The sequence below is a fragment of the Desulfofundulus sp. JL263-se genome, from assembly GCF_056316025.1.
Map to the genome: position 1 here is coordinate 1430153 of NZ_CM149993.1, position 22049 is coordinate 1452201.

General features: G+C 47.8%; 23 protein-coding genes and 1 pseudogene. 21 read left to right on the forward strand and 3 right to left on the reverse strand.

Going from position 1 to position 22049, the window contains the following annotated elements; all coding sequences use genetic code 11:
- The first annotated feature begins 11 nt into the window (after window positions 1-11).
- The 9 genes and pseudogenes from ACX4JR_RS07195 to ACX4JR_RS07235 all read left to right on the forward strand — a co-directional run bounded on the left by ACX4JR_RS07195 (window position 12) and on the right by ACX4JR_RS07235 (window position 9288).
- Window positions 12-1190, forward strand: coding sequence for an acetyl-CoA C-acyltransferase (locus tag ACX4JR_RS07195; protein ID WP_476060330.1), 1179 nt, complete (start codon window positions 12-14; stop codon window positions 1188-1190).
- A 29-nt stretch (window positions 1191-1219) separates the two neighbouring features.
- Window positions 1220-2974 carry an acyl-CoA dehydrogenase family protein gene (locus tag ACX4JR_RS07200; RefSeq protein WP_476060331.1) on the forward strand — a complete coding sequence of 585 codons (1755 nt, stop codon included), beginning with the start codon at window positions 1220-1222 and terminating at the stop codon, window positions 2972-2974.
- A 95-nt stretch (window positions 2975-3069) separates the two neighbouring features.
- Window positions 3070-3690, forward strand: a complete 621-nt coding sequence (locus tag ACX4JR_RS07205; protein WP_476060332.1) for a TetR/AcrR family transcriptional regulator — start codon at window positions 3070-3072, stop codon at window positions 3688-3690.
- Window positions 3687-4829, forward strand: coding sequence for an iron-containing alcohol dehydrogenase family protein (locus ACX4JR_RS07210; protein WP_476060333.1), 1143 nt, complete (start codon window positions 3687-3689; stop codon window positions 4827-4829). The genes ACX4JR_RS07205 and ACX4JR_RS07210 overlap by 4 nt, the downstream gene beginning before the upstream one ends.
- 744 nt (window positions 4830-5573) lie before the next feature.
- On the forward strand, window positions 5574-7184 hold the full coding sequence (locus tag ACX4JR_RS07215; protein WP_476060334.1) for a long-chain-fatty-acid--CoA ligase: 1611 nt from the start codon (window positions 5574-5576) through the stop codon (window positions 7182-7184).
- 40 nt (window positions 7185-7224) lie between these two features.
- Window positions 7225-7482 carry an electron transfer flavoprotein subunit alpha/FixB family protein gene (locus ACX4JR_RS07220; protein ID WP_476060497.1) on the forward strand — a complete coding sequence of 86 codons (258 nt, stop codon included), beginning with the start codon at window positions 7225-7227 and terminating at the stop codon, window positions 7480-7482.
- A 158-nt stretch (window positions 7483-7640) separates the two neighbouring features.
- Window positions 7641-7865: pseudogene (locus ACX4JR_RS07225) on the forward strand (thiolase family protein); the annotation flags it as partial.
- 32 nt (window positions 7866-7897) lie between these two features.
- Window positions 7898-8017: a thiolase family protein gene (locus ACX4JR_RS07230; protein ID WP_476060498.1), complete on the forward strand. Its 120-nt coding sequence runs from the start codon at window positions 7898-7900 to the stop codon at window positions 8015-8017.
- Between the two features lie 158 nt (window positions 8018-8175).
- Window positions 8176-9288 (forward strand): 4Fe-4S binding protein, encoded by a 1113-nt coding sequence (locus tag ACX4JR_RS07235; protein ID WP_476060335.1) that lies wholly within the window; start codon window positions 8176-8178, stop codon window positions 9286-9288.
- A gap of 293 nt (window positions 9289-9581) precedes the next feature.
- On the opposite strand, the gene ACX4JR_RS07240 is transcribed toward ACX4JR_RS07235, so the two are convergent.
- The 3 genes from ACX4JR_RS07240 to ylbJ all read right to left on the reverse strand — a co-directional run bounded on the left by ACX4JR_RS07240 (window position 9582) and on the right by ylbJ (window position 12187).
- A complete protein-coding gene (locus ACX4JR_RS07240; protein ID WP_476060336.1) occupies window positions 9582-10010 on the reverse strand; it encodes an S-layer homology domain-containing protein in 429 nt (142 codons plus the stop codon).
- A gap of 137 nt (window positions 10011-10147) precedes the next feature.
- Window positions 10148-10522, reverse strand: coding sequence for a histidine kinase dimerization/phospho-acceptor domain-containing protein (locus ACX4JR_RS07245; RefSeq protein ID WP_476060337.1), 375 nt, complete (start codon window positions 10520-10522; stop codon window positions 10148-10150).
- A 351-nt stretch (window positions 10523-10873) separates the two neighbouring features.
- Window positions 10874-12187 carry a sporulation integral membrane protein YlbJ gene (ylbJ, locus tag ACX4JR_RS07250; protein WP_476060338.1) on the reverse strand — a complete coding sequence of 438 codons (1314 nt, stop codon included), beginning with the start codon at window positions 12185-12187 and terminating at the stop codon, window positions 10874-10876.
- A 272-nt stretch (window positions 12188-12459) separates the two neighbouring features.
- Between ylbJ and ACX4JR_RS07255 the strand changes: the two genes are divergently transcribed.
- From ACX4JR_RS07255 to ftsY, 12 genes are all read left to right on the forward strand, one after another.
- Window positions 12460-12972: a YceD family protein gene (locus tag ACX4JR_RS07255; protein WP_476060339.1), complete on the forward strand. Its 513-nt coding sequence runs from the start codon at window positions 12460-12462 to the stop codon at window positions 12970-12972.
- 38 nt (window positions 12973-13010) lie between these two features.
- The gene (rpmF, locus tag ACX4JR_RS07260) at window positions 13011-13184 is read left to right on the forward strand and encodes a 50S ribosomal protein L32 (protein ID WP_476060340.1); all 174 of its coding nucleotides are present in this window, start codon (window positions 13011-13013) and stop codon (window positions 13182-13184) included.
- Between the two features lie 128 nt (window positions 13185-13312).
- Window positions 13313-13876 carry a transcription factor FapR gene (fapR, locus tag ACX4JR_RS07265; protein WP_476060499.1) on the forward strand — a complete coding sequence of 188 codons (564 nt, stop codon included), beginning with the start codon at window positions 13313-13315 and terminating at the stop codon, window positions 13874-13876.
- The gene (gene plsX, locus ACX4JR_RS07270) at window positions 13873-14889 is read left to right on the forward strand and encodes a phosphate acyltransferase PlsX (protein ID WP_476060341.1); all 1017 of its coding nucleotides are present in this window, start codon (window positions 13873-13875) and stop codon (window positions 14887-14889) included. The genes fapR and plsX overlap by 4 nt, the downstream gene beginning before the upstream one ends.
- Window positions 14882-15886 carry a beta-ketoacyl-ACP synthase III gene (locus ACX4JR_RS07275; protein WP_476060342.1) on the forward strand — a complete coding sequence of 335 codons (1005 nt, stop codon included), beginning with the start codon at window positions 14882-14884 and terminating at the stop codon, window positions 15884-15886. The genes plsX and ACX4JR_RS07275 overlap by 8 nt, the downstream gene beginning before the upstream one ends.
- Window positions 15887-15918: 32 nt before the next feature.
- On the forward strand, window positions 15919-16869 hold the full coding sequence (gene fabK, locus ACX4JR_RS07280; RefSeq protein ID WP_476060500.1) for an enoyl-[acyl-carrier-protein] reductase FabK: 951 nt from the start codon (window positions 15919-15921) through the stop codon (window positions 16867-16869).
- Window positions 16866-17804: an ACP S-malonyltransferase gene (gene fabD / locus ACX4JR_RS07285; RefSeq protein ID WP_476060343.1), complete on the forward strand. Its 939-nt coding sequence runs from the start codon at window positions 16866-16868 to the stop codon at window positions 17802-17804. Before fabK ends, fabD begins: the two co-directional genes overlap by 4 nt.
- A gap of 1 nt (window position 17805) precedes the next feature.
- Window positions 17806-18549 (forward strand): 3-oxoacyl-[acyl-carrier-protein] reductase, encoded by a 744-nt coding sequence (fabG, locus tag ACX4JR_RS07290; RefSeq protein ID WP_476060344.1) that lies wholly within the window; start codon window positions 17806-17808, stop codon window positions 18547-18549.
- 57 nt (window positions 18550-18606) lie between these two features.
- On the forward strand, window positions 18607-18837 hold the full coding sequence (locus tag ACX4JR_RS07295; RefSeq protein ID WP_476060501.1) for an acyl carrier protein: 231 nt from the start codon (window positions 18607-18609) through the stop codon (window positions 18835-18837).
- 142 nt (window positions 18838-18979) lie between these two features.
- Window positions 18980-20221: a beta-ketoacyl-ACP synthase II gene (gene fabF, locus ACX4JR_RS07300; protein ID WP_476060345.1), complete on the forward strand. Its 1242-nt coding sequence runs from the start codon at window positions 18980-18982 to the stop codon at window positions 20219-20221.
- Between the two features lie 30 nt (window positions 20222-20251).
- Entirely contained in the window at window positions 20252-20956 is a 705-nt protein-coding gene (gene rnc / locus ACX4JR_RS07305) for a ribonuclease III (RefSeq protein ID WP_476060346.1), read from the forward strand.
- Window positions 20957-20976: 20 nt separating this feature from the next.
- Complete coding sequence (gene ftsY / locus ACX4JR_RS07310; RefSeq protein WP_476060347.1) at window positions 20977-21927, forward strand: signal recognition particle-docking protein FtsY; 951 nt, start codon at window positions 20977-20979, stop codon at window positions 21925-21927.
- The last annotated feature ends 122 nt before the right edge of the window (window positions 21928-22049 follow it).

The following is a 22049-nucleotide window of genomic DNA, read 5'->3' on the forward strand; positions in this document are numbered from 1 at the left end:
GGGTTGGAACTATGCGCGAAGCCGTAATCGTTAGCGCGGTGCGCACAGCGGTAGGCAAGGCGCCGAGGGGCACCCTGAAAAATACCCGCCCCGAGCACATGGCCGCCACCGTCGTCAAAGAAGTGCTGGCCAGAACACCGGGTCTTGACCCCGCCGAAATAGATGACCTTATTTTGGGTTGTGCATTTCCGGAAGCGGAACAGGGAATGAATGTGGCTCGCATGATAGGCTTAAAGGCTGGCCTGCCCGATACTGTTCCCGGCATAACCATAAACAGGTTTTGCTCCTCTGGCCTGGAGGCTATTGCCATAGGTGCTACCCGGGTAATGACCGGTTTTGCCGATGTTTATTTGGCCGGCGGGGTTGAAAGCATGAGCTTGGTCCCCATGGGCGGGAATAAACTGATGCCCGACCCTGAATTAATGTCCACCATTCCCGAGGCCTACATGGGCATGGGGCTTACGGCGGAAAACGTGGCGGAAAAATACGGTATCAGCCGGGAAGAACAGGATGCCTTTGCCGTAAAAAGCCACCAAAAGGCAGCCGCAGCCATTAAAGAAGGTAAGTTTAAAGAAGAAATAGTGCCCCTGGAAGTTGTTAATGCCTATCGTAAAAAAGGGAAGTTGATCAAAGATAAAATCATTTTCGATACTGATGAGGGAGTCCGGCCGGACACCAACATGGAAGTGCTGGCCCAATTGAGGCCTGTTTTTAAAGCCGGAGGTACCGTAACGGCAGGTAACTCCTCCCAAACCAGCGACGGGGCATCCTGCGTGGTGATTATGAGCAGGGAAAAAGCCGATGCCCTGGGATTGAAGCCCATGGCAGTCTTCCGCTCCTATGCCGTGGGCGGCTGCCCGCCGGAAATTATGGGCATTGGCCCTACCGTGGCCATTCCTAAGGCCCTGAGACTGGCGGGCATTACCAGGGATCAGGTGGATATCTTCGAGTTGAACGAAGCCTTTGCGGCCCAGGCCCTGGCCTGCATCAAGATACTGGAACTGAATGAATCCAAAGTTAACTTTAACGGTGGCGCTATTGCTCTGGGCCACCCCCTGGGATGCACCGGGGCCAAGCTAACCACCACCTTGCTTTACGAGATGAAGCGCCGGGGCGCCCGCTACGGGGTAGTCAGCATGTGCATTGGCGGTGGCATGGGGGCCGCGGCGGTATTTGAGAGAACTAACTAAATAAATAAAAATAAGAGAGGGTGTTAAAAATGCAAAAGGGCGGTATGTTCCTGCTGGAAACCATTGATCCGGAGAAGATTTTTACCCCTGAAGACTTTACCGATGAGCATAAAATGGTGGCCAACACCGTTGCCGACTTTGCGGAAAATGAACTCAAGCCGCGGATAGAAGAGCTGGACGCTCAAAAGGGAGGCCTGGCCCGCTCTTTACTGGAAAAAGCCGGTGAAATCGGTTTGTTATCGGCGGATATCCCGGAAGAATATGAGGGCACCGGCATGGGTAAAGTGGCTTCAGTCCTTATCGCAGAGAACATAGTTGCCGGCGGTTCCTTTACGGTAACCCATGGCGCCCACACTGGAATCGGTACTTTGCCTATTGTAATATTTGGCACTGAAGAACAAAAAAAGAAATATCTGCCGGGCCTGGCAGCGGGAAAACTGGTTGCCGCCTATGCCCTGACCGAGCCCAATGCCGGTTCCGACGCCCTGGGAGTGCGGACCAGGGCGGTTCTTTCAGAAGACGGTAAGTTTTATATTTTGAACGGCGAGAAAGTTTTCATAAGTAATGCCGGCTTTGCCGATGTATTCATAACTTATGCCAAAGTGGATGGTGATAAGTTCACGGCCTTTATCGTGGACAGGGATACTCCCGGGCTTACCGTGGGCCCCGAAGAAAAGAAAATGGGTATTAAGGGTTCTTCCACCTGCCCTCTCATTTTCGAAGATGCCAGGGTTCCTGTGGAAAACGTGCTGGGTGAAATAGGCAAGGGCCACGTTATTGCCTTTAACATTCTTAATATAGGCCGCTATAAGCTGGGGGCAGGCGCCGTGGGCTCATCAAAACTGGCCTTTGCTGCTGCTATCAGGTATGCGCTGCAGCGTTCCCAGTTTGGAAAGCCCATCGCCCAATTCGGCATGATTCAGCACAAGCTGGCCCAAATGGCTGTTAAAATTTATGCTTCCGAAAGCCTCCTCTACCGGCTGGTGGGGGAAATGGAAGAAGCCTTGGAAGGCAAAAGAGAAGGTCCTGAAATAAGTAAAGCCATCGAGGACTATGCCATTGAATGTTCCATTGTCAAAGTACACGGTTCCGAAACTCTGGACTACTGCGTGGACGAAGCCCTTCAGATCCACGGCGGCTATGGTTTTACCCAGGAATACGAAGTGGAGCGTTTTTACCGGGATAGCCGCATTAACAGGATTTTTGAAGGCACCAATGAAATAAACCGCCTGATTATCCCGGCTACTTTGCTCCGCCGCGGTATGAAGGGCCAGCTGCCCTTAATGCAGGCCGCCCAGGAGCTGCAGGAAGAAATCGCCGGTATAAGGGCAAAAGTTCCCGATGGAGATGAAGCACCTTTAGAAATTGAATTTGATATCCTGGAAAGGGCCAAGAAGCTTTTCCTTATGGTAGGCGGCACTGCAGCCCGGAAATTTATGCAGGAGATATCTGAAGAACAGGAAATAATTCAAATTCTCGCCGACATGGCCATTGAGATTTACGCCATGGAAAGTGCACTCCTGCGGGCTCAAAAGGCCTTGAACAACAATAATGATAATGCTGATTTGAAGTGTCGGCTGGCCACTGCCTACGTTTATGACTCCTTCCCCAAATTTGAAATGTGGGCCAAGGAGGCATTGGCCTATATATTCGAACCCGGCGACATGCTGCGCACCAACTTGAGCATTGCCAAGCGTCTTGGAAAATATTACCCGGCAGATGTAATTTCTGTTCGCAAGTCCATTGCCGCCCGGCTATTAGAAGAGGGCAAATATGTGGTATAATTTAGCTTAAAAGAAACCCTTAAAATGCCTTTGCCGGTATGCCGGGGTTCCCTTCCCGGGAACCCCTTATTCTTTTACCAAAGGAGATGGCTGACTTGGCCAGGCGAACAGGCGACAAATATAGGACTATAATTGAGGCTGCTATAAAAGTTATCGCAGATAACGGATTCCACAACTCCCAGGTATCCAAAATCGCCAGGGAAGCGGGAGTGGCAGACGGCACTATCTACTTGTATTTTAAGAACAAAGAAGACATATTGATTTCTTTATTTAAGGTTAAAATGGGCGAGTTCACCGCCGTCGCCCGCAGTGAGTTGGATAAAACGCCGGATCCTTTTGGACAACTGGCAAAACTCATTTCGCTGCACCTGACCCACCTGGAAGGAGACCGAAATCTAGCTATGGTACTGCAAATCCAGCTGCGCCAGTCGGATGTTTCCATCAGGAAGGCTATTGCCCCACCCCTTAAAGATTATTTTAAACTCATTGAAGAGATAGTATCCCGCGGCCAGAGCATGGGTGTTTTTCGTAATGACTTGAATATAAAGCTGGCCAGGCAGATTATATTCGGGGCCATAGACGAAGTGGCCACTTCCTGGGTTCTATCCAGTAAAAACTACAGCCTTACGGCTCAAATTGAGCCAATTTACAAGATGCTTGCCCAAGCCCTTTCGGTAAATTGTCAATATCCGCCTTATCCAGGTGATGCACTATGAACTTCACTTTCCTGGCCCCGCCGGTAATCCGCTTCGGCCGGGGCTGTATATCTGAACTTGGTAAGGAAACTGCGAAGCTGGGAAACCGGGCCCTGCTGGTTACCGGCAGGAACTTTTTAAAACAAAGCAGGATTCTGGACAAATTAATGAAAATTTTGGAGCAGGCGGCGGTGACCACTGTAATCTATGACGGGGTATCTCCCGAGCCACTGGTAGATATGGCGGAAGAGGCCCGGGAACTTTTGCGCCGGGAGAGGTGTAACGTGGTCATCGGCGTCGGGGGAGGCAGTGCCCTGGATACTGCCAAGTCGGTGGCCGCCCTGGCCGGGGCCCCGGGCCGGGTGGCAGAATACCTGGCCGGCAGGAAGGTGGACGGGGCAGCATTACCCTGGGTGGCGGTGCCCACTACTGCCGGTACGGGTTCCGAGGCCACCCCGGCAGCTGTGTTCACCGACCCGGCGCGCAGCGTTAAAACCAGCATGAGGGGCCGGGAGTTCATGGCTGCGGCCGCCCTGGTGGACCCGGAACTGGCGGTATTTGCGCCACCCCGCATTACGGCGCACAGCGGCATGGACGCCCTGACCCAGGCCATAGAAAGCTTAACTTCCCGCTTTGCCACCCCGCTCACCAAGCCTTTAAGCTTTCAGGCGGCGAAGCTGATTATAACCCACCTGCCCCGGGCAGTAGAAAACGGCCATGATATAGAAGCCAGGGAAAACCTGGCCCTGGGCAGCCTTATGGCAGGAATCGCCCTGGCCAACGCCCGGTTGGGGGCGGTACACGGGCTGGCGCACCCGGTGGGACACCGTTGTCGTAAACCCCATGGTTTGGTATGTGCCGTATTGCTCCCCCCGGTGATGGACTTTAACTTGCCGGAGGCAGCGAGGGATTACGCCATTTTAGCCCAGCGTTTGGCCCTGCCCGGCGAGAATGAAACAGAAAAAGCCCGGGCCCTGGTAAGACTGGTGCGCGATTTGAACCGGCGCCTGGGTATACCTTCCCGGCTTGGCGCCCTCGGGCTGAAGGAGGAGGACATACCGGCCCTGGCAGCCCAAGCACTGTCTTCCGGCTCAACCCGGGCCAACCCGCGCCCGGTTTCCCGGGAAGAACTGGCACATATACTACGTGATGCCTTATGAGCTAATCTGCCATGTAAAACTGCTTAGCCCGCTATTTTTAGTCATTAACATGGTTGGTTACTGGCATTATCAGGCTGGTATCTCAATAAAACTTTTTTCTTCCGTAGTAAGTTCGCATGATCCTAACGTCAGTCCTTATTCCCGGTTGTTAAAATGCGAAAATTGCTCCCTTCTCTTTTCAAACAAAGGAAAATTATATAAGTATAAACCGGGCACTGGTACTCTATGGAAACTTTCTAACGCGGTTTAAAGTAGATATCATTGCTGGCTTATCACAGATTTAGCCAAGATAAATGGTTCCAGCATTTGAATTATCTCCTAATAAAAGGTGGCGTAAATTATATGCTGCTGGATGGTCATTCCTTATGATTGCCTGCCAACGACGGCATAGCACGAACCAGGATTTTGGATAATTAGTTGATTTATTAAAAAAGCGCCTGTCGCGTCTGGCGATAGGCGCTTTTTATGTCGCTTTGCACCATTTGATAAGCCCAGTTTGTCAATAACCAGAACAGGGTGCCCACCAGCAGGTAGCCGGTAACGGCAAAAACTTTATCGACATTACCGGGAGCAAATCCCTTTTTTATACCTGTTTAAATTTTATACAGTTTTATTAATTTATTAAAATTTATAAGTTTCATAATATTTTTAAAACGGTAGAAGGGATTTAAAAATTTTTATAGAAATTTCACTAAATGAATATTCATTCATTTAGTGAATCTTTTATTAAAGGAGGTATCCAATATGAGTAAGCCTTGGCTGAAATACTATGACAAAGGGGTTAGACCAATTATAGAATATCCTGATTTAATTATGCCGGATTACGTAGAAAAATCCGCTAAAAATTTTCCTAATAAAACGGCCATTATATTTGACGGAGTAGAAATATCTTACAAGGCATTTGCCGGGATGGTGGCTAAACTTGCCACTGCACTGAGTAACCTTGGGGTTAAAAAGGGAGACCGGGTAGCTTTAATGACTCCCAATTCTCCTTATTACGCAGTTAGCTTTAACGCCATTCTAAAACTGGGTGCAATTGTGGTCCAGGTTAACCCCATGTATGTGGAACGGGAGTTAAAATATATTCTAAACGATTCTGGAGCCAGAGTTATTATAGCTTATGATGCTCTTTACCCGGTTATAAAAAATGTAAAAGATGTAACTTCTCTTAAGCATGTTATTTTATTTAGTCTGGGTAAACCCGCCGGTACCGAGGACGGGCAGTGCTTAAACGCCGGTAAGCTTATGCAAGACAGCCTGCCTTCGCCACCCCGGGTGAATATAGATGTTGTAAATGATGTGGCAGTACTCCAGTATACCGGGGGGACTACGGGAATTCCCAAAGGGGCCATGCTTACTCACCGGAACATAGTGGCAAACGCCCTGCAAATGACGGAATGGTTTAACGAATGTAAATACGGTCAGGAAAAAATCCTTTCAGTTTTACCGTTTTTCCATGTTTACGGATTAACATGTGCCCTTAACTTTCCGATAGTTAACGCTTCAACCATGATTATTTTACCGAAGTTTGAAGTTCAGCAGGTAATGGAAACTATTAAAAAATACAGGCCCACTGTGTTCCCCGGAGTACCTACCATGTACATAGCCGTAAACAATTTTCCCAATGCCAAGAATTACGGAATAGATTCCATTAAAGCTTGCATCAGCGGGTCTGCCCCCCTGCCGGTGGAGGTGCAGAAAAAATTCGAAGAACTTACCGGGGGATTTCTGGTGGAGGGGTACGGGCTGTCCGAAAGTTCGCCCATAACCCATTGTAACCCCCTTTATGGTAAACGCAGGGTTGGTAGTATAGGATTGCCTTTTCCTGATACCGAGGCAAAAGTTGTAGATTTGGAGACCGGTGAAAGGGAACTACCCCCGGGGAAAAGGGGGGAATTGATTGTAAAGGGCCCCCAGTGCATGAAGGGGTACTGGAATATGCCCAGGGAAACTGTCAAAGTTCTGCGTAACGGCTGGTTATATACCGGCGACATCGCAAAAATGGACGAGGACGGGTATTTTTATATTGTTGACCGCAAAAAGGATATGATTGTGGCCGGTGGCTTTAATATCTATCCCAGGGAAATCGAAGAGGTTCTTTTTGAACACCCGAAAGTAAAGGAAGCTGTGGTAATCGGTATTCCCGATCCCTACCGCGGTGAAACGGTAAAAGCTTATATAGTGCTTAAAGAGGGAGAAAGCTTAACCGAAGAAGAAATAATCGATTACTGCCGGGGTAGACTGGCAAAATTCAAGGTTCCCAAAAAAGTTGAATTCAGAAAACAACTTCCTAAAACTACTGTAGGAAAAGTGTTACGCCGCAAGTTGCGCGAGGAGGAAAAAGACCTGCGGTAGAATGTCAAGACAGTGAACTGGAAATTTTCTAACTTCAGATATATATAAAGTCAATAAAATACTATACCGGCGATTCGTGACATTAATCACCAGCTCTATCTCCCCGGTTTTTTACATTGCCTGCGGCATTTCCGGCGCCATCCAGCACCTGGCCGGCATGGGGTCGTCCAAGTGCATAGTGGCCATCAACAAAGACCCCGAGGCAAACATCTTTAAAGTTGCCGACTGCGGCATTGTGGGAGACTTATTTGAAATGGTGCCTTTATTGACAGAAGAGTTTAAGAAAATAATGGGTTAGGGGTTCGGGTTTATTCCGGCAGTCTCTGGAAAAAGGTTCATAAGTTAAGCTGCCGGAGTTCTCCCGGAAAGGAAGGCCTGTGCACCCTAACCCTCCTTTGACTCTTTATATACCTGCGGAGGTTCCGGCAGCTTTTATTTTACCAGGGAGGGAATACGGTGGCTGAAGCTGTAATTGTCAGTGCGGTGCGGACTGCGGTAGGTAGATCTGGTGGAGCCTTAGTCCAGAGCCCGGCAGTTGAACTGGGCAGGGAGATTATTAAGGAAGCCCTTCGCCGCGCTGGTATCAATGGCCAGTTGGTTGATGAAGTTATTATGGGTAATGTGCTGCAAGCCGGCTTAGGGCAAAACCAGGCCAGGCAATCTGCAATTAGGGCGGGAATGAGGGGTCCCGCCGGGACACCTCGCTGGAAGCACTGGCAAAGTTAAAACCTGTTTTTAAAAAGGACGGGACCGTCACTGCGGTTAATGCTTCCGGTATTAATACGGTGCTGCGGCAGTGGTGGTTGTGTCAGTTAAAAAGGCAGAAGAGCTAAAGCTAATATTTTAACATCAATTTTTTCAAAGGATTGCTTGTATATCAATTATTGCTGTGCAATTTATCAATAAGATGCGGGAGGAGAGGGATAACCTCAGCAACTTAGGAGCTATAAAAGGTACCATAAGCTATAATTTTTGAAAGGAGAGGTAGCCAGTGGGTCATTTAATAAATTCCAAGGAAGAAGTATACCGGGCGCTTGCCGAGCGTTTAAACAAAAACCCGGTGGGAGCCCCGGTAAACAAGTACTTAATAGAAATCTTACGCCGTCTTTATACCGAGACCGAAGCCATGGTGGGAAGCAAATTTCCTCTGAAACCTTTGCCACTGGATAAAATTGCTGACATTACGGGGATTAGAAAGGCAAAATTAGAAAAGACGCTGGAAGGTATGGCCGACAAGGGTTTGGTTCTGGACCTGCCCCGCCGGGAAGGCACTTATTATATGTTGGCCCCGATGGTGGTAGGTTTTTTTGAATATACCTTTATGCGGGTAAGGGAGGACATTGACCTAAAGGAACTGGCGGAACTGTTCGAAAAGTATTTTCATAGTGAGGGAGTACGGGAAGAGATTTTCGGCGGGGATACCAAAATGTTTAAAACCCTAGTTTATGAAAAACTAATCCCTGCCGCAGTGGAAACAGAGGTTTTGGATTATGAACGGGCTTCAGAAATTATTCGTCAGTCCGGTGGCGGGGCTTTAGGCATGTGCTCCTGCAGGCATAAAGCCAGTCACTTGGGCAAAACCTGTGACGCACCCATGGAAGATGTCTGTATGTCCCTTGGCAATGCCGCACGCTGGTTGGTAAGCAGAAAACTGGCGAAACCAGCGTCTACCGACGATTTACTTCGGGTGCTTGAGAAAACAGAAAAGCTGGGTTTGGTGCACCTGGGAGATAATGTGCTTAGGAAACCTGCTTACATCTGCAACTGCTGCGGTTGTTGCTGCGGGATACTAACCTCTATTAATGAGTCAGGTATATATTCTGTACACCCGAGCAATTTCATGCCAGTGAGGGATGCGGAACTTTGCAATGAATGCGGCACCTGTGCAGAAAGCTGCCATGTACGAGCAATTACAATGGATACTAACGGGAACGGGTTAGAAGTACCAGTTTTAAATGAAGAGCTTTGTATTGGCTGCGGCGTGTGTGTGTCTGCTTGTCCCACCGGGGCACTGACAATGTCCCGGCGCTCTGTTTTACACGTTCCTCCATCTAACAAGCAAGAACAGTTTGCTCGTATAGCTAAAGAAAAAGGACGGGTTTGATTCTTTTACGTAGTGGTGTTGATAACCTGTAAAGAAGTTATGGAAGAAAGGCAGGTTAACACTGAAGGAGAGGACAATCTGGGATGCTTCCCAGACCATATCCAAATAGCGGCTTTCATCTATTCCATGAACGGCAATGTCAATGTCCGAATGTTTCCAATAAACGCAGGCGGTTACGAATTACAGGGCGGTCTTTCCAGAGACCGCCCTGTAATTCATGAACCCCTTATATTCCGTAAACTCTCGTGTCCCTCCCATACACTTTTTATGGTTCACATCACCTCAAAGTAAGGCTAAATAATTCCCTGGTTGATCAAAAATCTTTTGAGCATAACCACACTCTCTGCCCGCGTGGCACTGGTTAGAGGAGCAAAGGTTTTATCTGGCCTACCACTGATGATCCCGTTTTGGATACAGGTGGCCACCCCTGCCTTCGCCCAGTTTGAAATGGATGCCTGATCGTTGAAATTGCTAAGGAGTTGTTCGGCAGCTTCCGATGTAATCGTCACATCACCCCGGTATTTTATAGCCCTGGCGATCATCACTGCCATTTCCTGCCTGCTGATTTCCTTTTCCGGAGCAAAGCGATCATCCTCCAGGCCGCTGATCAGACCGGCCCGGTAGGCTGCTTCCACTGCACCGTAGTACCACTTATCAGGGAGAACATCATTAAAGGTGGGCTCTGCGGGTTTTACTTCTTTTAGGTTTAAGGTTTTAGGCAAGGTTGTCTAGGACCCGATTTAGGTAATCACGGCCCGCCCAGACTTCGGGTAGGTCCACGGGAAACCTGGTATCCACTCTCAGGTTCACCTTTTGACTGGAGAGCGCCAGGTGGTCAATGACCTCTGCTGTCACTTGCCTAATATCGAGGCGGGCCCGTTTCAATTTGAGGTAATCCAACTTGATCCGTGACAGCGAAAGCAGGTCCTCTATCAGATTGCTTAAGTGCGATGATTTTGAGAAAATGCCTCTCCGTTTCGGGGGTGTCGACTCTCCCCTCCAGCAGAGTCTCGATGAACTCCTTGATGGTAGTGAGCGGCGTCTGCAGTTCGTAGGTCATATTGGCTACGAATTCGTTGTGCACCTGCTCCAGGCGGCGAGTCCTCGTCACGTCAACGATACTGAGCACGAGAGCTGAGACTTCACCATCCGTATCTGTCAACGATTCGATGATCGCCTTCAAAATCCGCTCTTTTGGCATGACCAGCGCCAACTCGTGATCAACCTTGCTCACTTCGTCGCGGTCGCGGACCAATTTCTCGTCCAGGTCGTAGTTGCGGGTGACTTCCAGGTGATGCTGCTCCGTTACGTCCTTTCTCTTAATTCCCAGCAGCGCCCCTGCCGGATTGACGTAGACTATGCAAATTGACCAACTGCCTAAAAAACTGTAAAAGTTAAGATGTTAATATAAAGTAGATATTCAGTAAAAGATAGCAAGAATGTCGAAAAAATAAAGTACAAGTACTTCACTCCTTGGGGATTGTTTTATTTTATATATTCGATAAATCAATAGGTGAAGTCTTTTTTATCTTCCTTCAGTTTTTGATTCCTGCTGTCTAAGAAATGTGCAATTTGCCCAAAAGCATTAAGGGTAAAATTTTTTGTAAAAAAACCGGAAGGTGTTATTAATTAAATATATAACCAGGCTGAGGGCAATGAAAGAGCCTATGAGGCCAAAAAAGGCGAATATGCTGGCCTTTATAAAGTTTAAAGTAATCAACCAGTTAGGCCAACTATAAAGAAAGCCCTTTCCAAATACGTTAACAACATTTAATCCCGGCTGTAATAAATGATAAAGGCCAACGGTATAAATGCCGGCCAGAATAGCGTGAAAAATGCGTGCTACAATAAATGGTCCCAGTCTAATGTCGGTATGGGCAATCATACTTGCCACCTGTGCGAGAACGGACAGCCCGCTCCACGCCAGTATTATTGCCACTGCAACCAGCTGCTGCAGCAGCGGGGCATCGGCTTCACTGGCCAGTTTTGCTCCCATGGTCATCTCAAATATACCGCTTGCCACCGCACCCAGGACGCCGGAATGGATACCAAATGGAATCAATATTTTACCCAGTAGTCCAGCCGTAAAGGTTATAAAGCCTAACTCCGTAAGGATCCTTATCAGTACGGCAAAAAGAATAATAAAGCCTCCTATAGTGAGCAGGTTGGTCACTGAATTTTTAACTGCATCGCCCAATATTTTCCCGAAGGGACGCTGCTCCTTCCGTAAAACAGTAACCATTTCCTTAAAGGCTTTTTCCGGTATTTCCTGCCATCGGCAATGGGAATTTAAGATTTTTTCCCGGTCACTCCTGCCGTAAAATCTTAGCAATAATCCCAAGGTCAAGTTTCCCAAGTAATGAGCTCCCGCAATAACCAGTCCCACCTTTGGGTTGTTAAACATTCCTACTGCTACGGCGACCAGCATAAACAGGGGACTGGAATTATTAGTGAAGGACATAAGGCGTTCTGCTTCTATCCTTGTACACATTCCCTGGCTGCGCAGGCGTGCTGTTACCATCGAGCCGATGGGGTACCCGCTGGTAAATCCAATGGCCATTACAAAGGAACCTGCCCCCGGAACGTTGAAAAGGGGGCGCATTATGGGTTCCAGCAAAACTCCCATAAAGTTTACAATACCGAAGCTCATTAGAAGTTCCGAAGCTATAAAAAAGGGCAGTAAAGAGGGAAAAACTATATTCCACCAGGCTTGAAGGCCGGTGACGGAACCTTCGAAAATAATTCTGGGATGAGTTATCATAACCAGGATAAAAGTTACCGCACCTATACCCAGAAAAAACTGCGGTAAAATGTCTTTATTTCGATGGAAGAAATGTTTTAAGTTATTGCGGAAGGTATAGGCCAGTCCTAAAAGTATAAGAAAAAAAATGGATGTCATGGAGATATTCATCCCTTTCCTGTTTGCTCTTTGAAATAATATGAGTCTTAGGGAGGGGAAAATGACAGGATGCTCTCCGTGATGGAGCTAAGAATTTACAATAGAGCCAGCCAATTAATATATTCCGGCCTGATACCAAAAACCCCAATATTGTATAGTTGGATCTCCTGATAAATATAAAGCCCATCCGGAGTCAATCTGTGCAGGTCCAATCCTTGACAATGGATAGACCTGTTTATATAATGGAACTTGTTATATTGGAGGGTTACTTTATGATTAAACTGGATGTTAAGGCATTGAAGGAGGAGAAAGGTAGGCAGGAACATTATGGTTTAAGTGTTCAATTGCCCGGCCTGGATGATGGTACCGGTAAAATTCCCTTTGCCGGGCCCGTAAACATTCGTATGGACCTTACCAATACCGGTCTGGGCATACTGGCCGCCGGAGAGATAGAGACTACTGTTAAGGTGAGTTGTGCCAGGTGTCTGAAACCATTTAAGTACCACATCCATACGGATTTTATAGAAACCTATTACAATAAAGAAAAAGGTGTTCCGGCAACCGGTGATACGGAAGATTTTATTCCCTTTAGAGGAGATGAGATTGATATTCAGCCCGAGGTTATAAAAGCCATATTATTGGCCATGCCTATTAAAGTGCTCTGCGAACCGGAATGCCGGGGGCTGTGTTCCCTGTGCGGCTGTAATCTAAATACCGGTACTTGTGATTGCCACCAGGAAAATATAGACCCGAGAATGGCTAAATTAAAGGAATTATTGAAATAAAAAAGGTAACATTTCAAAATGTCAAGGGGGGGAGAATAATGGGAGTTCCGCAAAGTAGGAGATCCAAAGCACGCAATCGCCGGCGCAGGGCAACTCAAAAATTAACAGCGCCGAAGTTAATTCGTTGTCCACAGTGTCACGCCATGACGGTATCCCACCGGGTTTGCCCGGAATGCGGTTATTATAAAGGTAAAGAGGTAGTGGCCAAATAACTGCAGTCCAAAATAAGTTCCGAATTTTCGGAGCTTATTTTTTATTGCTTTTTTTTTCATCTTATTTTATACTACGTCTTAGTACCTGGTACTAAAAGCTCTGGTTCAGGTGAGTTAAATTGAAAAATATGTCAAAGGTTACCAGGCAGAGACTTTTAAAAAGGTATATTTCGGGAAATCCTTTTTTAACCGATGAAGATTTGGCTCATGCCCTCGGGGTTAGCATTCAAACCATTCGCCTGGACCGGTCGGAATTGGGTATTCCTGAAATGCGCAAACGGGTAAAGAAAGTTGCTCAAGAAGTATATGAACAGGTTCGTTCCCTTGACCGGGAAGAACTTGTGGGAGAGCTGGTTGACCTGGAAATTGGAAAATACGGGATATCCATTTTGGATATCACAGAAAATATGACTTTACAAAAGACCCGGGTAGCTAGGGGGCATCTTATATTTGCCCAGGCAAACTCCCTGGCCGTGGCCCTCATCGATACTGAAGTTGCGCTGACCGGTACGGCGAAAATTAGTTTTAAGCGGCCTGTTTTTCAAGGTGAAAAAGTTGTTGCCCACGCGTCTATTACAAGAAAAAAAGGAAATAAATACATGGTAAGGGTTTCCTCGCGGGTGGGCGAGGAAACGGTTTTTGAAGGTAAATTTTTGGTTTTTGCCATAGCAGAGGAGGTCTGGCACCGGTGAAAATAGTCGTTGATGCCATGGGGGGAGATTATGCTCCCCGGGAAACCGTCCTGGGGGCGGTAAAAGCTCGCCGGGAACTGGGCATAGAAGTTATATTAGTAGGAAATGAGGGCCCGGTGAGACAAGAATTAAGGTCTCATAATGCAGAAGACCTTATACCGGTGATAAATGCCGCCGAAAATATCGGAATGGACGAATCACCTGTGGGAGCAGTCCGCCGAAAGCATAATTCTTCCCTGGTCAAAGCCGTAAAATTGGTTAAGGACGGCAAGGCTGCAGCATTTGTTTCAGCCGGGAATACAGGTGCTGTAATGGCTGCTTCACTGCTCTACTGGGGTAGAATCGAAAACATCGGGCGGCCGGCCATAGCAACTATTCTGCCAAATCGCGGTAGATGTACGTTATTATTGGACGCGGGGGCAAATACTGACTGTAAGCCGAAACACCTGCTCCAATTTGGGATAATGGGTTCGCTTTACTCCCAATTAATACTGGGCGTAAAAAATCCCACCGTGGGATTGTTAAATATTGGGGAAGAAGAAACAAAGGGAAATGACCTCACCCTGTCGGCTTATTCCTTGCTGAAGGAGTCGGTGCTTAATTTTATAGGAAACGTGGAAGGCCGGGATATATTTTCAGGAGCCGTGGATGTTATTGTGTGCGATGGTTTTGTGGGTAATGTTGTTTTAAAGACCGGGGAAGGGCTGGTAGCAGCTTTCCTGGGTATGCTTCAGGAAGAGATTTCAAAGAGTATGCTGGCCAGGCTGGGAATGGTTCTTACTATACCAGTATTGAGGGATCTAAAGCGGAAAATGGATTATACCGAATACGGCGGGGCCCCTTTGCTCGGGGTAAATGGAATTACTATAATTGCCCACGGAAGATCGAATTCAACAGCTATAAGGAATGCCATTGGGCTTGCCCGGGATTTAGCAGAAAAGGGTATTGTTAATGCCATTCGCGACGGAGTTATAAAAATGGCCGGCAAGGAGGTGAGGTGCCTCGATGCTTGAGAATACCTGTAGGGCGGGCATTACGGGCCTGGGAATTGCCATTCCCGATCGGGTATTGACGAACTTTGATTTGCAGGAAATGGTGGATACGTCAGACGAGTGGATACGTACCCGAACGGGAATCAGGGAAAGGCGAATTGCTCACCAACAGCAAGCTACTTCCGACCTTGCGGTAGAGGCCGGGCGGCAGGCCCTGGAAAATGCGGGAGTGAGCCCAAAGGACGTGGACCTGGTTATAGTTGCCACTAACACACCGGATATGCTTTTGCCGGCCACATCTTGCCTAGTGCAGGACCGGCTGGGGGCGTTAAATGCCGGGGCTTTTGATCTGCTGGCAGGTTGTACGGGCTTTTTATATGCCCTTTCCGCCGGCCAGCAGTATATCTCTACCGGTATGTTAAATACGGTGCTGGTTATCGGTGCGGAAACCCTCTCAAGGATTATTAACTGGAAAGACCGGAATACATGTGTTCTCTTTGGTGACGGGGCAGGTGCTGCTGTTTTACAAAAAGTACCCTCCGACCGTGGTATCATCGCTACCCGCCTTGGCTCGGACGGGAGCGGCGGTAAATTTTTGCACATCCCTGCGGGGGGATCCCGCCTACCGGTTTCGGAAAGTACCGTACGAGAAAATCTTCACTATGTGCACATGAACGGCAGAGAAGTTTTTAAATTTGCCGTCCGGGTTATGGGTGAGGGTGCTATGGAAGTGTTATCCATGGCCGGACTTGAGCCGGAAGAAGTTGATTACTTCATACCTCACCAGGCTAATATCAGGATAATAGAGGCCGCTGCCCGCCGGGTTGGTATAAATATGGATCGTGTACTGGTAAACGTAGAACGTTTTGGTAATACTTCCACGGCTTCCATACCACTGGTACTTTATGAGGCAGTGGAACAGAAAAAAATTAAGGACGGGCAAAACATTGTTATGGTTGGCTTCGGTGCCGGATTAACTTGGGCCGGTATGGTGATGAAGTGGTATCACAAGGATTAGGATTATTATACAGGCGAGGGAGGAGGGGTAATATCCGGACGCGAATTTGTGAGCTGTTAAATATAGAATATCCCATTGTTCAAGGTGGAATGGCCTGGGTATCCACGGCCCCCCTTGTGGCGGCAGTGAGCGAGGCGGGCGGGCTTGGAATTATCGGGTCGGGACAGGCACCTCCCGAATGGTTAAGGGAACAAATTAAACAAGTAAAAGCATTAACTTCAAAGCCTTTTGGTGTAAACGTAATGCTTATGTCTCCTTATGTGGATGACATAATTAAACTTATAATTGAGGAGCGTGTACAGGTTGTTACCACCGGAGCCGGAAACCCGGGAAAATACGTAAAAGCCCTGCAGAATGTGGGATGTAAGGTTATACCGGTTGTAGCTTCTGTAGCCCTTGCCTGCCGTTTGGTGCGTAGTGGGGTTGACGCCGTGATAGCCGAAGGAAGGGAATCAGGGGGTCACGTAGGGGAACTTGGAACTCTACCTCTGGTTCCGCAGGTTGTGGATGCCGTGGATGTGCCTGTAATTGCAGCGGGTGGTATTTTTGACGGCAGGGGATTGGTTGCCGCATTGGCCTTAGGGGCCGAAGGGGTACAAATGGGTACAAGGTTTATGTCCGCTGAAGAGTGCACCATCCACAGCAATGTAAAAGAAATGTTGATAAAGGCCAGGGACAGGGATACTGTGGTTACAGGCAGTTCAACAGGTCATCCCGTGAGAGTATTAAAAAATAAGCTTAGCAGGCAATTTGAGGAACTGGAAAGGAATTGCGCCCCTCCGGAGGAAGTGGAAAAATTGGGGGTAGGGCGACTCCGCAAGGCCATGGTAGAAGGTGATATAGAATACGGTTCAGTAATGGCGGGTCAGGTTTCTGCCATGGTAAAGAAAATACAACCTGCAGCTGAAATTATCCATGAAATTATGGAAGAGGCCCGGGAAGTTATCCGGCAGCTGGGGGAACGGACGGTGAAATTAAAATGAAGCTGGCATTTATATTTCCGGGACAGGGCTCGCAGTATGTAGGTATGGGCCAAAGGCTGTACGAAAAGTACCCGCGGGCCAGGGAAATTTTTAAGCAGGCAGATTCATATCTTGGAATGGGGTTGAGTGCTCTTTGTTTTGAGGGCCCGGAGGAAGAATTGTCAAAAACCGTTAATGCCCAGCCTGCCATTTTGACCGTCAGCGTGGCTTACCTGCAAGTGGTGGCGGATTACGGCATAAAACCGGATGGAGTAGCCGGTCATAGCCTTGGGGAGTACTCCGCACTGGTGACATCCGGCAGTCTTTCTTTTAAGGATGCCGTTCAACTGGTTCGTAAAAGAGGCCAGTTCATGCAGGATGCTGTGCCCTTGGGGCGTGGAGGAATGGCTGCAATAATGGGATTGGACATTAGCACTTTACAGGAAGTCTGTAAAGAAGCATCCACGAAGGGAGTAGTTGAGGCAGTTAATTTAAATTCGCCGGGACAAGTGGTAATTGCCGGGGAGAACGAGGCCTTGGATACAGCTTGCCAATTGGCCAGGGAAAGGGGTGCGAAGCGGTGTGTAAAGTTGCCCGTTAGTGCTCCGTTCCACAGTACCCTTATGCGTCCGGCTGGCGAGCGGCTGGCCCGGGAGCTTGAAAAGGTGAATATAAAAGATCCCGAGGTTCCTGTAATAGGAAATGTAAATGCCGATTACTTGAGATCCGGTGAGGAAATAAGAAAAGCTCTAATAGCGCAGGTTTATAACCCTGTGCGCTGGCAAGAGTGTATGGAAAGAATGTTAAATGATAACTTTAATGTGTTTTTGGAAATTGGGCCAGGCAAAGTACTAACAGGCCTTGCCCGTAAAATAAACCGCAAGTCCATTGCCTTTTATATGGAAGCAGAGGAAGAACCTGAAAAAGTTCTTGCGCGGGTTAAGGAGGTTATCTAAAATGTTACTAAGAAATAAGGTGGCGGTGGTCACCGGGTCTTCCAGGGGTATTGGCCGTGCAATAGCCATTGAGTTAGCCCGTGCAGGTGCCGATGTGGCCATTAATTGCAGTTCCAGGGTGGATGAGGCGGAAAAGGTAAGGCAGCAAATTGAGGACTTGGGGAGGCGGGCTGTTGTTATTCAGGGAGACGTTTCAAATCCTGATTTCGTAAATTTTATGGTTAAGGAAGTTAGTCAAACATTGGGAAGCGCGAGCATCCTCGTTAATAACGCAGGAATAACCCGGGATAACTTGCTTTTACGCATGAAAGATGAAGAGTGGGATGATGTGCTCAGGGTAAACCTTAAGGCCGCTTTCCTTTGCGCCAGGGCCTTTGCCCGGCCAATGTTGAAAGCCCGCTGGGGGCGCATAATTAATATATCCTCCGTGGTAGGCCTTACCGGTAATCCAGGTCAGGTAAACTATTGTGCGGCAAAGGCGGGGCTGTTGGGTATAACCAGATCTCTGGCCAGGGAACTTGGTTCCCGTAACATAACAGTTAACGCCGTAGCCCCGGGATTTATTTCAACTGATATGACGGCGCAGCTTCCGGAAGAAAAAAAGCACGAAATGTTAAAGCAAATTCCTGCAAATCGCTTTGGTACTCCGGAAGATGTTGCTTCCCTGGTTGCATTTTTAGCCAGTGAAGCGGCTGGATATATTACCGGGCAGGTTATTGCGGTAGATGGTGGTATGAGTATGTAATTTTTTTTAAATTACATTAACAAATACTAAAATTAACTGACGTGGGGGGTAAAAATGATGACTGAGTTTGAGCGTGTTAAGGAAATAATTGTGGAACAGCTTGGTGTTGATGAAAATGAGGTTACAATGGAGGCTTCCTTTGTTGAAGATTTAGGAGCCGATTCTCTGGATATAGTTGAGCTGATAATGGCCTTTGAAGAAGAGTTTGACATTCAAATTCCCGATGAGGATGCGGAAAAGATTCGTACAGTGGGAGAAGCCGTGGAGTATATTAAAGAGCACCTATAAATTTGAAAGCCTGGTTGCTTAGGAGACGGGGCGGGTTATACCTGGAGCGGATGGAGGGAGCGAAGGTATAGCCCGCCCAAAAACAGAGTAATTTTAATGATTGGAAACAGTTAATTACTCTAGAGTAAAACGGAGTGAGACGATGCATAAACGGGTTGTTATTACAGGTCTTGGCGTGGTATCTCCATTAGGTACGGGACTGGAAAAATTTTGGTCCAATCTTATCGCAGGAGTTTCAGGAGTGGGTCCCATTACCAGGTTTGATGCCACGGATTATTGTACCCGTATAGCAGCAGAGGTTAAGGACTTTAATCCCGGAGATTTCATGGACCGTAAAACAGCCAGGCGTATGGACAGATTTGCTCAATATGCACTGGCCGCAACCCGGATGGCCTTGGAAGACTCAGGGTTGAATCTGGAAAAAACGAACCGGGACAAGATAGCTGTAATTTTAGGATCGGGTATCGGCGGGATAGAAACTCTGGAACAGCAAAAGGAGACATTATTAAAGCGCGGCCCGGAAAGAATCAGCCCGTTTTTCATCCCTATGATGATTTCCAATATGGCAGCGGGACAAATTGCCATAAACTACGGCCTGCGCGGCTGTAATCTTACTACTACCAGTGCCTGTGCCTCGGCTAATAACGCCATAGGAGATTCTTTCAAATTATTGCAAAGGGGGCAGGCCGACGTGGTAATTGCCGGCGGGGCTGAGGCACCTATAACACCCCTTGCCGTTGCCGGTTTTTGTTCCATGAAAGCAATGACCACCCGTAATGATGAGCCGGAGCGGGCCAGCCGCCCGTTTGATCAAGAACGGGACGGGTTCGTTATGGGAGAAGGGGCAGCCGTGTTGATATTGGAGACCCTGGAGCATGCCCTCCGCCGGGATGCAGACATTTATGCCGAGATATGTGGCTACGGCAGCACCTGCGATGCTTACCATATATCGGCTCCGGATCCTGAAGGAAGAGGTGCTGCTCTAGCTATGGAAGCGGCCCTGCAGGATGCGGGAATACAGCCCGGGGAAGTGGATTATATTAACGCCCACGGTACTTCCACTCCCATAGGGGACAAGGCAGAAACATTATCTATACACAAGGTTTTTGGAGAACATGCCAAAAAGCTGGCCGTAAGTTCCACCAAATCCATGACCGGCCATCTTTTAGGTGCAGCCGGTGCCATTGAAGGGGTGGCCTGTGTAATGGCCATCCGGGAAGGTAAAATCCCACCGACTATAAATTACACCACCCCTGATCCTGAATGTGACCTGGATTATGTTCCCAATACCGCCAGAGAGGCTCCTGTCCGGGTAGCCATATCTAATTCCTTCGGGTTTGGTGGCCATAACGTTACTTTGGTATTTAAAAAATTTACTCAATAATTTAATCGTAGTTGTAATAGGTGAAAAAGAATGTCTGTGGAAAACTATATCGAAAATTTGTGTAAGAGGCTGGCCGTTGAATGGCGGGACCGGTCTCTTTTATTAGAAGCTTTAACTCACAGTTCTTACGCATACGAAAATAGAGGTAAGGTAAGCGTTAGAAGTAATGAACGTTTGGAGTTCCTCGGCGATGCCGTTCTTGAGCTGGTTATAAGTGAACATCTTTTTTCCGTATGTGCGGATAAACCGGAAGGGGAACTTACCAAGATGCGGGCCAAGGTGGTATGTGAACCTTCACTCGCCAGGGTTTCCCGGGAATTGGGTCTCGGACAGTGCTTATTTATGGGGAAGGGAGAAGAGCACTCCGGTGGGCGGGACAGGCCCTCAAATTTGGCGGATGCCTTTGAGGCACTGCTGGGGGCACTATATTTGGATCAGGGGTATGAGGTTGCTAGAAATTTTGTGCTACGTGAACTTTCCGGGGTTATTTCCGATGTTTTACATGGAAAACTTGAAAGGGATTATAAAACCGAGTTGCAGGAATACCTCCAGCAACGATATAACGAAGCTGCCAAATATTACATTTTAAGCGAGGAAGGGCCCGATCATAATAAAACTTTTACCGTGGCCGTAAGTCATAGGGGTAAAGTTTTAGGTAAGGGCCGGGGGCATTCTAAAAAGGAGGCTGAGCAAAAGGCTGCCCGTGTGGCCCTGGATGTGCTTAAAAAACAGTAAGCCGACCGGAGGTAAAATCAATGGGATTGTTTAAAAGGCTCAAAGAAAGTCTTACTAAAACACGTCAAGGTTTTATTGAAAAAATAGAAAACCTGATTACCCGGCATAAGAATATAGATGAAGACTTATATGAAGAATTGGAAGAGATAATGATAGGATCCGACATGGGGGCCGATGTGGCCCTTGATCTGGTGGACAGGCTGCGCCAGGAAGTTAGGCAGCGGAAAATAAAAGATGCAGAAGAGGTGAAGCCGCTGCTGCAAGAGTTAATAAAGGATATTCTGGGCAATGAGAAAGAGTCCTTGCAACTGGATGCGGCCAGGCCGGCGGTCATCATGGTTGTGGGGGTAAATGGCGTAGGCAAAACTACCACTATAGGTAAACTGGCCTATATGTATAAATCCCGGGGAAAAAAGGTAATTCTGGGAGCAGCCGATACTTTTCGTGCTGCAGCCATAGAACAACTGGAAATCTGGGGCAACCGGGTGGGGGTGGATGTAATAAAGCACCAACAAGGTGCCGACCCCGCTGCAGTGGCTTATGATTCTTTGCAGGCCGCAAAGGCCAGGAATGCCGATGTTCTAATAGTAGATACGGCAGGTAGATTGCATACCAAAAGGAATCTAATGGATGAATTGAAAAAAATACGAAGAGTTCTGGAAAGGGAACTTCCGGGAGCACCCCATGAAACGCTGCTGGTTTTGGATGCCACCACGGGTCAAAATGCTATTAGCCAGGCCCAGCTTTTTAACGAGGCCATCCAGGTAACAGGTATTGCCCTCACCAAGCTTGACGGGACTGCCAAAGGGGGAGTGGTTGTGGCCATTCGCCAGTCCTTGAATATACCGGTTAAGCTTATCGGTATCGGTGAAGGGCTGGAGGATTTACGGGAGTTTGATGCCGGAGAGTTTGTAGAAGCACTTTTTGCCGGAATCGGTGATGATGATAAGAAGGAAGAAAGCAGGGAGTAGTATACAGCCGTAGCGGCTTTTTTTATTAACCGCCATCTTTTAAAAAGATATCAAATTGTCTCCTTAAGAAAGGAAATTACGGAAGATACGGCGAATACCGGTTGTGGTTTTATAACCATGAT

Coding starts and splice junctions, on each gene's coding strand:
- ACX4JR_RS07195 (WP_476060330.1), top strand. CDS start 12: ATGCGCGAAGCCGTAATCGTTAGCGCGGTGCGCACAGCGGTAGGCAAG.
- ACX4JR_RS07200 (WP_476060331.1), top strand. CDS start 1,220: ATGCAAAAGGGCGGTATGTTCCTGCTGGAAACCATTGATCCGGAGAAG.
- ACX4JR_RS07210 (WP_476060333.1), top strand. CDS start 3,687: ATGAACTTCACTTTCCTGGCCCCGCCGGTAATCCGCTTCGGCCGGGGC.
- ACX4JR_RS07215 (WP_476060334.1), top strand. CDS start 5,574: ATGAGTAAGCCTTGGCTGAAATACTATGACAAAGGGGTTAGACCAATT.
- ylbJ (WP_476060338.1), bottom strand. CDS start 12,187: ATGACATCCATTTTTTTTCTTATACTTTTAGGACTGGCCTATACCTTC.
- ACX4JR_RS07255 (WP_476060339.1), top strand. CDS start 12,460: ATGATTAAACTGGATGTTAAGGCATTGAAGGAGGAGAAAGGTAGGCAG.
- rpmF (WP_476060340.1), top strand. CDS start 13,011: ATGGGAGTTCCGCAAAGTAGGAGATCCAAAGCACGCAATCGCCGGCGC.
- fapR (WP_476060499.1), top strand. CDS start 13,313: ATGTCAAAGGTTACCAGGCAGAGACTTTTAAAAAGGTATATTTCGGGA.
- ACX4JR_RS07275 (WP_476060342.1), top strand. CDS start 14,882: ATGCTTGAGAATACCTGTAGGGCGGGCATTACGGGCCTGGGAATTGCC.
- fabD (WP_476060343.1), top strand. CDS start 16,866: ATGAAGCTGGCATTTATATTTCCGGGACAGGGCTCGCAGTATGTAGGT.
- fabG (WP_476060344.1), top strand. CDS start 17,806: ATGTTACTAAGAAATAAGGTGGCGGTGGTCACCGGGTCTTCCAGGGGT.
- ACX4JR_RS07295 (WP_476060501.1), top strand. CDS start 18,607: ATGACTGAGTTTGAGCGTGTTAAGGAAATAATTGTGGAACAGCTTGGT.
- fabF (WP_476060345.1), top strand. CDS start 18,980: ATGCATAAACGGGTTGTTATTACAGGTCTTGGCGTGGTATCTCCATTA.
- rnc (WP_476060346.1), top strand. CDS start 20,252: ATGTCTGTGGAAAACTATATCGAAAATTTGTGTAAGAGGCTGGCCGTT.
- ftsY (WP_476060347.1), top strand. CDS start 20,977: ATGGGATTGTTTAAAAGGCTCAAAGAAAGTCTTACTAAAACACGTCAA.